13 protein-coding genes are annotated in these 12175 nt (G+C 57.0%); 11 read left to right on the forward strand and 2 right to left on the reverse strand.

The window, feature by feature from the left end; translation table 11 throughout:
- Positions 1 to 16: 16 nt before the first annotated feature.
- Positions 17 to 1138: a cysteine desulfurase family protein gene (locus tag MTP37_RS06110; protein ID WP_249238583.1), complete on the reverse strand. Its 1122-nt coding sequence runs from the start codon at positions 1136 to 1138 to the stop codon at positions 17 to 19.
- Positions 1139 to 1530: 392 nt separating this feature from the next.
- On the opposite strand from MTP37_RS06110, the gene MTP37_RS06115 reads away from it, so the two are divergent.
- The 6 genes from MTP37_RS06115 (at position 1531) to MTP37_RS06140 (ending at position 6099) form a co-directional block, all read left to right on the forward strand.
- A complete protein-coding gene (locus MTP37_RS06115; RefSeq protein WP_249238584.1) occupies positions 1531 to 2892 on the forward strand; it encodes a uracil-xanthine permease family protein in 1362 nt (453 codons plus the stop codon).
- 255 nt (positions 2893 to 3147) lie between these two features.
- On the forward strand, positions 3148 to 3699 hold the full coding sequence (locus tag MTP37_RS06120) for an NADH peroxidase (protein WP_005926148.1): 552 nt from the start codon (positions 3148 to 3150) through the stop codon (positions 3697 to 3699).
- Between the two features lie 156 nt (positions 3700 to 3855).
- Positions 3856 to 4626 (forward strand): heparan-alpha-glucosaminide N-acetyltransferase domain-containing protein, encoded by a 771-nt coding sequence (locus MTP37_RS06125; protein WP_249238585.1) that lies wholly within the window; start codon positions 3856 to 3858, stop codon positions 4624 to 4626.
- 151 nt (positions 4627 to 4777) lie between these two features.
- The gene (locus MTP37_RS06130; RefSeq protein ID WP_005940293.1) at positions 4778 to 5194 is read left to right on the forward strand and encodes a flavodoxin; all 417 of its coding nucleotides are present in this window, start codon (positions 4778 to 4780) and stop codon (positions 5192 to 5194) included.
- A gap of 331 nt (positions 5195 to 5525) precedes the next feature.
- Complete coding sequence (locus tag MTP37_RS06135; RefSeq protein WP_249238586.1) at positions 5526 to 5882, forward strand: nitrous oxide-stimulated promoter family protein; 357 nt, start codon at positions 5526 to 5528, stop codon at positions 5880 to 5882.
- A gap of 58 nt (positions 5883 to 5940) precedes the next feature.
- Positions 5941 to 6099: a DUF1540 domain-containing protein gene (locus MTP37_RS06140; RefSeq protein ID WP_249238587.1), complete on the forward strand. Its 159-nt coding sequence runs from the start codon at positions 5941 to 5943 to the stop codon at positions 6097 to 6099.
- Between the two features lie 66 nt (positions 6100 to 6165).
- Here MTP37_RS06140 and MTP37_RS06145 read toward each other — a convergent pair whose 3' ends face one another.
- Positions 6166 to 6780 (reverse strand): HAD family hydrolase, encoded by a 615-nt coding sequence (locus tag MTP37_RS06145; RefSeq protein ID WP_249238588.1) that lies wholly within the window; start codon positions 6778 to 6780, stop codon positions 6166 to 6168.
- Between the two features lie 130 nt (positions 6781 to 6910).
- On the opposite strand from MTP37_RS06145, the gene MTP37_RS06150 reads away from it, so the two are divergent.
- The 5 genes from MTP37_RS06150 to MTP37_RS06170 all read left to right on the forward strand — a co-directional run bounded on the left by MTP37_RS06150 (position 6911) and on the right by MTP37_RS06170 (position 12064).
- Positions 6911 to 7210 (forward strand): PRC-barrel domain-containing protein, encoded by a 300-nt coding sequence (locus tag MTP37_RS06150; protein WP_249238589.1) that lies wholly within the window; start codon positions 6911 to 6913, stop codon positions 7208 to 7210.
- Positions 7211 to 7345: 135 nt separating this feature from the next.
- Positions 7346 to 9283 (forward strand): sulfatase-like hydrolase/transferase, encoded by a 1938-nt coding sequence (locus MTP37_RS06155; RefSeq protein ID WP_249238590.1) that lies wholly within the window; start codon positions 7346 to 7348, stop codon positions 9281 to 9283.
- A gap of 202 nt (positions 9284 to 9485) precedes the next feature.
- A complete protein-coding gene (rpsB, locus tag MTP37_RS06160; protein ID WP_022257112.1) occupies positions 9486 to 10208 on the forward strand; it encodes a 30S ribosomal protein S2 in 723 nt (240 codons plus the stop codon).
- A 48-nt stretch (positions 10209 to 10256) separates the two neighbouring features.
- Complete coding sequence (tsf, locus tag MTP37_RS06165) at positions 10257 to 11180, forward strand: translation elongation factor Ts (RefSeq protein WP_249238591.1); 924 nt, start codon at positions 10257 to 10259, stop codon at positions 11178 to 11180.
- A gap of 191 nt (positions 11181 to 11371) precedes the next feature.
- Positions 11372 to 12064 carry an alpha/beta hydrolase gene (locus tag MTP37_RS06170; protein WP_249238592.1) on the forward strand — a complete coding sequence of 231 codons (693 nt, stop codon included), beginning with the start codon at positions 11372 to 11374 and terminating at the stop codon, positions 12062 to 12064.
- Positions 12065 to 12175: the final 111 nt, after the last annotated feature.

The following is a 12175-nucleotide window of genomic DNA, read 5'->3' on the forward strand; positions in this document are numbered from 1 at the left end:
GGTCACCTCATATATCTCACTGAGTCAGAGCGTTGTAACAGACATCGAAGGCCTGCATAAAATCGTTGAGTTCCTGTTCGGTGGTCAGGTGGCTCAGGCTGATGCGCCACGAGGACAGTGCGTTGCGCCGGTCATGGCTCACGGCAAATACCGCTCGGGAGGGCAGACCGTCCGAAGAACAGGCAGATTTGACCGAGACGCAGACGCCTCTGGCGTCCAGCTCCCGCTGGAACACGGTGCCCTTTACATTCTGCACACTCAGATTCAGGATCTGCGGCACAGCCCCTTCCGGACTGTTGATGCGCACCTTGGGGTATTTTGCAAGGACGGTGCGCAGGCGGGCGTTCAGGGCGCGGATGTGCTCCACCCGGGCGGGCAGCTCGGTGACGGCCTTATCCAGCGCCAGCGCCAGCGAACAGGCCAGCGCCACGGTAGGGGTGCCGCTGCGGTAAATGGTGGTGCTCTCGCCGCCATGGATGAGCGGCTCCAACGCAAGGCCGCGCCGTTTGACCAGCACACCAATGCCGTTCAGCCCGTAGAACTTGTGGGCAGTCAGGCTCATGGTGTCGATGCCTTCAAAGCTGACCGGAAGCTTTCCGATGGCCTGCGTGGCATCCACATGGAAATGGCAGTGGGGATAGGCCTTTAAGATCTCTGCGATCTCGGCCACCGGCTGCACCACGCCCAGCTCGCTGTCCACAGCGGTGACGGCCACCAGAATGGTGTCCGGGCGCAGCAGTTCTTTCAGGTGGGCAAGGTCCACCGTGCCGTTCTGCCGGATGTCCAAAAGATCGATCTCGTAACCCTGCTCCTGCAAAGCGGTCAGACTGCCGCTCACCGAGGAATGCTCCAGCGGCGTGGAAATAATGTGTTTGCCATGGTGGCGCTCCAGCCGGGCGATGCTTTTGATAGCAAAGTTGTTAGCTTCACTGGCACCGGATGTATAGATGATCTCGGCGGGCTGCACATTCAGACTGCGGGCAATGCTCTGGGTGGCGGCGTCGATGGCAGCCTTTGCGGCAGTGCCTGCTGCATGGCGGGAATTTGCATTGCCCGGGCAATTGCGCTCTACTTCGCAAAAACGCTGCAAAACCGCTTCGTCTACCGGGGTATTGGCGGAATAATCCAGATAGATCATAAACTCTCCTGATAATTCTCTTATAATACAGATTGCAATGGTAGGTTATATTATAGTGCGATTTGGGTTGGATTGCAAGAGAGCAGGCGCGATCTTCCGGGCTGAAAATACAGGAGAATTGTGCAAAATGGTTGCACACGGGCCAAAAGTCTGCTATAATCTCTTGAAGGACTGCCCGCTGCGGCCTTTTGCGGGGCTTGGGCGGTGGTTTGGAAAGAGCCTGAATGAAAGGGGGAGCGCACCATGCTGCACAAGAATCATCGACTGCGCTGCATTGCACTTCTCATTTCCGGGCGGAATCATTGTTCCCAAATTTCAAGGGCATTGCCGTTTTGCTGACGGCGGTGCCTCTTTTTTTGGGCTGCGAGTTCTGTAGGAGGCAGAAAAACTTCATGAGTGAAAAGATCGATTACTCCAAAGGCGTTTACGACGCGCGCCAGCTGGGCGCAGGCCGCATGTTCATTCTGGGCGTGCAGCACATGTTTGCCATGTTCGGTGCAACGGTGCTGGTGCCGCTGCTCACCGGCCTGAGCGTTTCCACCACCCTGCTGTGCGCAGGTCTGGGCACCCTGCTGTTCCACCTCATCACCAAAAAGAAGGTGCCTGCTTTTCTGGGCTCTTCCTTTGCGTATCTGGGCGGCTTCTCCATCGTGGCCCCCATGCTGGCTGATGCGGACGGCAACCTGACCGTGGCCAATACCAAGATGCTGCCTTATGCCTGTGCAGCCATCGCATTCTCCGGGTTGGTGTATCTGGCAGCCAGCGTGCTGATCTCCACCTTCGGCATCCGCCGCATCATGAAATTCTTCCCGCCGGTGGTCACTGGCCCCATTATCATTTCCATCGGCCTGATCCTGGCCCCCTCTGCTATCAACAACTGCCAGTCCAACTGGATCCTGGCCTTTGTGGCGCTGGGTACCGTCATTGCATGCAATATCTGGGGCAAGGGCATGGTCAAGATCCTGCCCATCCTCATCGGCGTGCTGGTATCCTACGCAGTGGCGCTGGTCACCGGTGCGGTGGACTTCCAGCGCATTTCTGAGGCAGCATGGGTGGGCATCCCCCTGCACAGGGAAGCCATGGGTCTGTTTGCGATCGACGGCAGCCCGGAGTTTATCAGCGCCCTGTTCACCATCATCCCCATTGCACTGGCTACCATGATGGAGCATGTGGGCGACATCGCCGCCATCAGCGCTACTGTTGGCCACAACTATATCAACGACCCCGGCCTGAACCGTACCCTGCTGGGTGACGGTCTGGCAACCACCATGGCCGGCCTGCTGGGCGGCCCGGCCAACACCACCTACGGCGAGAACACCGGCGTGCTGGCTCTGAGCAAGATCTACGATCCGCTGGTCATCCGCATTGCTGCCGTGCTGGCCATCATCCTGAGCTTCAGCCCCAAGTTTGAGGCTGTCATCAACACCATCCCCACCGGCATCATCGGCGGTATCAGCTTTGTGCTGTACGGCATGATCTCCGCCATCGGTGTGCGCAATGTGGTGGAGAACCGCGTGGACTTTACCAACAGCCGCAACCTGATCGTGGCCGCTGTCATTCTGGTGTGCGCTCTGGGCTTCAACTCTGTGGGCGGCGTCAGCTTTGCCGTTGCAGGCGTCACCATCAACCTGTCCGGTCTGGCTGTGGCCGCGATCGCCGGCATCCTGCTGAACGCTGTGCTGCCCGGCAACGACTACGAGTTCGATGCTGCCGATGGCTCCGAGGCTGCTTCCAGCAGCAACCTGCAGGTGTGATCGGACCTGACTGAAATACAGCAGTTCTTTCTGGGCACGCTTTCCCGGTTCCGCTTTGGCGGGGCCGGGGAGGGCGTGCCCTTTTTGGAATGCCAACGGGTTTATTTTTTAAAAAGTAGGAATAATTCTTAAAATTATCCTTGACTAACTAGGAATCATTCGCTATAATAGAGCCATGAGAAGGGCCGGTGAGTACCAACACCCGCACTTCAAAAACCAGTGAATGATAAAAGATAATGATGGAGGTCAATTCTTATGAAGAAATATGTTTGCACCGTCTGTGGTTATATTGCTGAGGGCGAGATCCCCGCTCAGTGCCCCGTTTGCAAGGCTCCTGCTTCCGCTTTTGTGGAAAAGACCGGCAACACCTATGTGACCGAGCATGTTGTGGGCATCGGCAAGGCTGAGGGCGTGCCTCAGGAGATCGTGGACGGCCTGCGCGCAAACTTTGAGGGTGAGTGCAGCGAGGTCGGCATGTATCTGGCAATGGCTCGTGTGGCTGAGCGTGAGGGCTATCCTGAGATCGCCGAAGCTTACAAGCGCTATGCCTACGAGGAAGCAGATCACGCTTCCCGCTTTGCAGAGCTGCTGGGCGAAGTTGTCACCGACAGCACCAAGAAGAACCTGATGATGCGTGCTGAGGCCGAGTGCGGCGCCTGTGCCGGCAAGATGGACCTGGCCAAGAAGGCAAAGGCTCTGAATCTGGATGCCATCCACGACACTGTCCACGAGATGGCAAAGGACGAGGCCCGTCATGGCCGCGGCTTTGAGGGCCTGCTGAAGCGCTACTTCAACACCGAAGTCTGATAAGGTTTCCCCAGTTATCCATTTGACCGCTGCATGGCTTTGCCGCTGTGCAGCGGTTTTTTGTTCAACCTACGGAACGGTTCCGTTGACAGACACAGCGGCGGCGGGTTATAATTTATCTCATGTCAAATGAACTGCGAAAGGGGAGACGGGGGAATGAAAAACGGACACACCACCCGGCAAAAGGCCCCGGCGGGCCGCTACGCCCTGCTGGACGAGCTGCGCAGGCTGGATCTGATCAGCATGATGCTGTTCCATGTCTGCTGGGATCTGGTGTTTCTGTTTGACGTGAATATGAGGTGGTATGCCGGTACGCCGGGCCGTTTGTGGCAGCAGACCATCTGCTGGGTGTTCATTCTGCTGTCCGGCTTCTGTGCGCCCTTTGGGCGGCATATGCTGCGGCGCGGTGTTACCGTGTTTGCCGCCGGAGCGCTGGTAACGGCGGTGACGCTGGTGTTCATGCCGGGAGGCCGGGTCGTTTTTGGCGTGCTGACCTTTCTGGGTACGGCCATGCTGCTGACCGGTGTGCTGGAACCGCTGCTGAAAAAAGTGATGCCCGCTGTGGGCCTTGCGGTGTCGGCGGTGCTGTTTGCGGTGTGCTACCCGGTCGGCTTGGGCTGGGTGGGCCTTGGCGGCTGGAAGCTGATGCTGCCGCAGAGCCTGTATGCCAACTACTTTACTGCATTTTTTGGCTTTTACCCGGACTGGTTCTACTCCGCCGATTACTTTGGCCTGCTGCCGTGGCTGCTTTTGTTCTGGGCGGGGTACTACCTGCACAAGGCGGTGGGCCGCAGACGCATGGAACCGCTGCGCCGCTCGGTGTGCCCGGCGCTGGGCTGGATGGGCCGGCACTCGCTTTTGCTGTATCTGCTGCATCAGCCGGTGATCTATGGCGTACTTTCGGCTGCGGCAGTTCTTTTTGCATAAAAGGCTTGACACAGCCGGGAAGCTGTGGTATTCTATCGGTGGTTAGAAGACACTAACCAAATGGGAATGCGTCTGCGTGGTTGGACGCATTTTCATGGAACATAAAGTTAGATATATCTAACTAATATTGATTTGAGAGAGGACGATCTTTATGAGCAAAGTAGCAGTCGTATTCTGGAGCGCAACCGGCAACACCGAGACCATGGCAAACTGCGTCGCAGAGGGCGCAAACGGCACCATCGTGCCCTGCAGCGAAATGAACGCCGCAAAGCTGGCTGAGTTTGATGCAGTTGCTTTTGGCTGCCCTGCAATGGGTGCTGAGCAGCTGGAGGAGAGCGAGTTTGAGCCGATGTTCTCTGATCTGGAGGGCTCGCTGAACGGCAAGAAGATCGCCCTGTTCGGCTCCTACGGCTGGGGCGACGGCCAATGGATGCGCGATTGGGTGGAGCGTGCTCAGGGCGACGGCGCGCAGGTGCTGAACGGCGAGGGCCTGATCTGCAACGAGGCTCCGGACGATGATGTTCAGGCTGCATGCCGCAAGCTGGGCGCTGATCTGGCTGCATGGTAAGCCGGAGAAGCTTCTCTTGACAAACAGAGACTGCTGCGATAAACTATGAGAGCACCGCAAAACGGTGTTTTTACAGAACAGAAAGTTAGTAAACACTAACTTTCACGCAAAAGCAGCAGCCTCTGTACAGGATGCATCAAAACTGCGGCAGGGGACGGCAGACGGAAAGGTCTGTGCTCCTGCCGCTTTGATTTCAGAAGGCGGTGTATATGGCAGTGGCTGCAGCAATTGGTGTTACAGTAGGCTTTGCACTTCTGCGCAGTATGGTGCGCCGCGCTGCGATCCGGTCGGGCCGCTGTAAAAAGGAATAAAACTACAGGAGGCCCGCCCCATGCAGGATACCCCAAAGGATCTGGACAAAAAACGCGCAGACGAAAAGCTGCTGGTCAGTGAAATGATCGCTCTTTACTGCCGCAGGCAGCACAGAACACCCAAAGGAACCCTGTGCCCGGAATGCAGGCAGCTGCACGACTATGCCCTGATGCGCATTGATAAGTGCCCATTCATGGAGACCAAGAGCTTCTGCTCAGCCTGCAGGGTGCACTGCTACCAGCCCGCCATGCGGGAAAAGATCCGCACGGTGATGCGCTGGGCAGGCCCCCGGATGCTGCCGGTGCACCCGGTGCTGTCCATCCGGCATGTGGCAGTCACACTCCGGTCTAAGCGCGAAGCAAAAAAGGCTGGATGATATTTCCAGTATAAACCCGCTGCCTGCGGGCCATGCTAAGGGCAGTGAGGTGATAAATATGGAAAACATCGGCGTTACCTGTGATGTCTGCGAGTGCAGCCACAATGTGAGCGGCTGCAAGTGCGAGCTGCCCCAGATCAAAGTGACAGAGCAGTGCACCTGCAATACGCAGCAGGTGGAGACCCCGCACTACTGCCAGAACTACGAGAAAAAGTAACCCCAGCGCACAGCAGCCCCCGCCGGATGGACCATCCGGCGGGGGCTGCTGCTGGTTCTATGGAAATTACCGCAGGGTCACATTGCAGGTGGCAAGGCTGCGCACCAGAGTGCCTACGTTCTCCTTCATCTGGATGCCGGCAAAGCCCAGCGCAAAGGCGGCCTGCACGTTGGCCAGATTGTCATCGATGAAAACGCACTCGCTGGCCCGGAGGCTGTATTTGTCCAGCAATGCCTGATAGATGCGGGGGTCTGGCTTGTTGATGTGTACCTCACAGGAGGCCACGCCGCCGTCGAAGTTGTCCAGAATGCCCCGCGTCTGGAACAGCTCCAGCACGTCCTGCGGGATGTTGCTCAGGTAATACACGCTGTAGCCATGGTTCTTCAGGCGCTGTACCAGCTCCTGCATCCGGCGGCGCGGACGCAGAATGTGCAGCCAGTCGTCCAGCACGCCCTGCACCTCGAACTCACGCCCGGCGGCCTTTGCCTTTTTGAGCATGGAGCTGTTGCCGTTAAAGCGGGAGACCAGCCCGGCATCCAGCTGCTGCCATTCTTCACTGCCAAAGGTCAGGTCGTAGACCTGCTCTTCAATGGCGGCGTTGCACAGGCGGTCTACCAGATAGGCTTTGGGATCAAAATCCACCATGACGCCGCCCAGATCAAAAATGATGCTTTTATACATTTATAATATCCTCGATTTTCTGATGGAATGCTTTCTCTCAGTATACCACAATCTGCCATGCGGTTTCCACTGCTTTTTGCATGAGCAGCCCGGCGGCTGCATAAGCTGTGGCAGAAAGGGGAGAGCAGCATTGACCATCCGGGAATTGTGTGAAAAGGAAGTGGTGCAGCTGGAGCAGGGCGTCTGCCTTGGCCGGGCCGATGATCTGGCCTTTGACCCCGCCACCGCCCAGCTGCAAAACCTGATCCTGCTGGGCAGGCCCCGGCTGTTTGGGCTGCTGGGCCGGGATGAGAGCCTGACCATCCCATGGCAGGAGATCGAGACCATTGGCGCGGATGCCATCCTGGTGCACACGGCCCTGCCGCAGGCACCACCGCAGCCGGAAAAGCCCGCGTTCTGGCGAAAGCTGCTGGCAAAATGGGGAACATGAAAATTTTTTGTAAAATCGGGGTAGACTTTTTCGGTAAAGTGACTATAATAATCGCAGGAGCTTTGTGCAAAAAGCGTAGAAAACGTTGTTTCTGCGTTGAATGAAACCATCGGGATGAGGAAAGGAACAGGAACTATGAAAACTCCAAAACCGCTTTTGACGCTGCGGATGGTGTTTCCGCTGGCGGCATCGCTGATCGCGCTGCTGCTGGGCGAATGGATCGCCCGCGGAAGCCTGAGCGCAGATGTATTTGCAGAATTTATCTTTCCGCATATCGGGGCCTACCTGCTGGCATGGCTGCTGCTGTTTCTGGTGTGGCTGCTGCTGGACTGGGTATTCCGCTGCCCGCCGCTGTCCACGCTGGGCATGGCGGTGCTGGGCTGTGCGCCCTGTGCGGTGAACTTCTATACCTTGCAGCTGCGCGGCGAGCCCTTTCTGCCGTGGGATCTGGCACAGGTGTCGGAAGCTGCCGGTGTGGCGTCCGCTGCAGGCCTCAAGATCCAGACCAGCATGGTCGTCACCATCATCGTGGTGCTGGCACTGACGGTGGGCAGCTTCTTCCTGTTCCGCGGCCGTCACAAACAGCGCTGGCTGCCCCGGCTGGCGGGCTCTGCCGCCACGGTTGCAGCCCTCTGCCTGCTGGTGTTCGGCGTGTACTTACAGCCTGCCGTCACCCGGGCCGTCGGCATTGTGCCGGACGCATGGATGCAGGATCGTTACTATCGCTACTATGGCGTGATCACCGGCTTTATGACGAACCTTACCAATCTGGAGATCGACAAGCCTGAGGAATACTCGCAGGAAGCAGTGGATGCTCTGCTGGACAATGTGGACGAGAGCCAGAAGTTCAACACCAGTCCGCTGTATTCCACCAGCTACAGTGCCGTCACTCCCAAGGACGAGCAGGTGAAGGACCCCACCATCATCTATGTGATGGACGAGTCCTATTGGGATGTCTCGGAGCTGGAACAGTACGGCATCACCTTTGATACGGATGTCTCCCAAAACCTGCATGCATTGCAGCAGACCAGCGCCTACGGCCGGGCCTACAGTCCCAGCTTTGGCGGCGGCACCTGCGATGTGGAGTTTGAGGCGTTGACCGGCTATTCGGTGTCCTTCCTGCCCAGCGGCAGCAAGCCCTACCAGCAGCATGTGACCAAGCCCATGTTCGCCATGCCCAATTATCTCAAGAGCCGGGGCTATCAGACCGCTGCCGTGCACTGCTTCTGGGCAAAATACTGGAGCCGCGACAAGGCTTACCCCAATCTCGGCTTTGACGATTTTATCAGCCTTGAGGATATGCATGGCGTGACCAAGGTCCGGAAACACTACTGGACGAGCGGCCTTGTTACCGATGATTCCATGGCAGACCAGATCATCCAGCAGTACGAGAGCATGAAGGCATCCTCGGATAAGCCGGTGTTCCTGCACGCCGTCACCATGCAGAACCATACCAATTATAATAAGGACAACTACCCGGACGACGAGCGCGTAAAGGTGGTGTCCCATCCCACGGGCCTCAAGCCCAGCACCGTGGGTGCACTGGAGGACTTTGCCACCGGCATCCGGGACGCGGACGCCATGCTGGGCAGGCTGACCGAATACTTCTCTCAGATAGACGAGCCGGTCATTCTGGTGCTCTGGGGCGACCACTACAACCCTATCGACTCCAATTATGACGTTTATACCGCCACCGGCTATGCCAGCGATTCCAGCGCAGACCCCCGCCTGCACCAGACCACCCTGCTGATGTGGTCCAACTACTCCGACCAGCAGGTAGACCTTGGCACCATTGCCGCTTACGATATCTCGCCGGTGATGATGGATATCTACGGTCTGGAAGAGCCGCTCTACTTCCAGTTCCTGAACCGTCAGCTGCGTGTGGCCAGCCGCACCAACACCCGCGGAACCACCATGAATCTGGACGGCACCACCACGCAGGAGCCCACAGAGTTCCAGCAGCGGTGGTGCGCGGAGCACTGGCTGCTGCAGTACGATCTGATGTTCGGCAAAGGATATGCGCTGGATCGCATGGGCCTTTCGGCCTTCAGCGCACCGCCAAAGGGCAAATAAGAGAAAAATAACGTTTTTCTTTGTAAAAAACAGAGAAAAACACTTGCAACCGCATTCTTTTTGTGGTACTATAACAAAGCATTACACACGCATCACTATGCCCTTTTGTGCTCTTACGAGTGGAGGGCAGTCTGCCGGTACCCGATGTACTGTGCAGATCACGGTGTGCGGAGGCAAAACAATATCTGGAGGTATTTTTATTATGGCAGTCGTTTCTATGAAGCAGCTTCTCGAGGCAGGCGTGCACTTCGGTCACCAGACCCGCCGTTGGAACCCCAAGATGGCTAAGTACATCTTCACCGAGCGCAACGGCATCTATATCATCGATCTGCAGAAGACCGTGAAGAAGCTGGACGAGGCTTACAACTACGTGAAGGAAGTTGCAGCTGAGGGCGGCGACATCCTGTTCGTCGGCACCAAGAAGCAGGCTCAGGAGTCCATCCGTGACGAGGCTCTGCGCTGTGGCATGCACTATGTCAATGCTCGCTGGCTGGGCGGTATGCTGACCAACTTCCGCACCATCCGCAAGCGCATCGACCGTATGGATCAGCTGGCTAAGATGAAGGAGAACGGCACCTTCGAGCTGCTGCCCAAGAAGGAAGTTGCCAAGCTGGAGCTGGAGATGGAGAAGCTGGACAAGTACCTGGGCGGCGTCAAGAACATGAAGACCCTGCCGAAGGCTATGTTCATCGTCGATCCTCACAAGGAGCGCATCGCTGTTGCTGAGGCCCGCAAGCTGAACATCCCCATCGTTGCTATCGTTGATACCAACTGCAACCCCGACGAGATCGATTACGTGATCCCCGGCAACGACGACGCAATCCGTGCTGTCAAGCTGATTGCTGGCGCTATGGCTGACGCTGCGCTGGAAGGCAAGCAGGGCAACCAGGAGGCCGCTCCCGCTGAGGATGCAGCAAACGCCTGATTTCCCATCCCACAAACAACAAAATAACGTGTAAGGGAGAATACGAAAATGGCTATTTCTGCAAAGGACGTTATGGAACTGCGCAAGCAGACCGACTGCGGCATGATGGAGTGCAAGAAGGCTCTGACCGAGGCTGACGGCAACTTCGAGAAGGCAATCGAGATCCTGCGTGAGCGTGGTCTGGCTACCGCTGCCAAGAAGGCAAGCCGCACCGCTGCCGAGGGTATGGTCTACGCTGACTACTGCCCCGAGTGCAAGGTGGGTGTTGTCATCGAGGTCAACGCTGAGACCGACTTCGTTGCCAAGAACGACAAGTTCGTTGCTTTCGTCAAGGAGGCAACTCAGGTCATCATGAAGCAGAACCCTGCTGATGTTGAGGCTCTGATGGCTTGCAAGACCGAGTCTGGCGAGACCGTTGACGAGGCTCTGAAGAACCTGATCCTGGTCATCAAGGAGAACATCAAGGTTCGCCGTTTCGTCCGTTACGAGGGCGTCTGCTCTGCATACGTCCACGGCGGCGGCACCCACGGCATTCTGGTCAACTTCGAGACCACCAACGGCATCGAGGCTAAGGACGAGTTCGCTGCTTACGGCAAGGACATCGCCATGCAGGTCGCAGCTGCAAACCCCGGCTATGTCGATGAGGCTTCTGTCCCCGCTGAGGTCGTGGCTAAGGAGAAGGAGATCATGCTGGCTCAGATGGCTGGCGATCCCAAGACCGCTAACAAGCCCGAGGCTGTGAAGCAGAAGATGATCGAGGGCAAGATCAAGAAGTTCTTCAAGGAGAACTGCCTGGTCGATCAGGAGTTCGTCAAGGACGGCGACCTGACCGTTGCTCAGTACACCGCTAAGGTCGCTAAGGATCTGGGCGGCGACATCAAGATCGTCAAGTTCACCCGCTTCCAGAAGGGCGAAGGCCTGGAGAAGCGTGCTGACGACTTCGCTGCTGAAGTTGCAAGCATGGTGAAGTAATTTAACCTTTGGGTTGAATCTGGGAGCTGCAGTACCCGTAACAGGGCGCTGCGGCTCCTTTTTTGTTTGTGTTTGCCGGGCGGATGTGCTATCATAGAGAAAACAGAAAGAAGGGAGGACGAAAAGCAATGCGCAGTGTAAACAAAACGTCTCTCCGAATGGAGAGCATGATCGGATAAGGAGAATCCCTTATGAAAAAACAAACCATGACTCTTGCGGGCGTCCCTGCCGTCCTGTACGGCGAACGGAGCCGCAGAGCCTATCTCTATCTCCATGGTAAGAACGGCTGCAAGGAAGAGGCAGAACGTTTTGCTGCTACAGCCTGTGAAGCTGGCTGGCAGGTGCTGGCTATCGACCTGCCCGAGCATGGCGCACGGAAAAACAGCCCGGAGCAGCTACTGCCATGGGTGGTGGTCCCGGAACTGCAGGCTGTCTATGCCCGCATGAAGCCGGTGTGGGCGCATATCCGGCTGTATGGCGTGAGCATCGGCGCATGGCTTGCCATGCAGGCACTGCAGGCCGACGCCCCGGAAAAGACCCTGCTGGTCTCTCCGGTGGTGGATATGGAAGCTCTCATCACGAATATGATGCAATATGCCCATGTGACCGAGGAACAGCTGCGGCGGGCAGGGGAAATCCCCACGGATCTCGGTGAGACCCTCTCATGGCCGTATCTGTGCTGGGTGCGGGAACATCCGCTGAGCTGGCATGGCCGCACGCAGGTGCTCTACGGAGATCAGGATGCCCTGACCAGCCGCACCATGATCGAGCGCTTCCGTCAGGAAAGCGGGGCGCATCTGACGATCATGGAAGGCGGGGAGCACTGGTTCCATACCCCGGTGCAGATGGCGGTCCTTCAAACGTGGGAAGAAGCGAATTTTTGATTTAGAATGCCCTCCGTTTCACTCTGGGCATAAATAGAGGTATCATTATCTTTAGTTTCTGTATTTTAGAAACGACTGCGGTCGTTTCTAAAATACTTTTTCACGGGAAGA

The sequence above is a fragment of the Faecalibacterium sp. HTF-F genome (assembly GCF_023347535.1).
Taxonomy (GTDB): Bacteria; Bacillota; Clostridia; order Oscillospirales; family Ruminococcaceae; genus Faecalibacterium; species Faecalibacterium wellingii.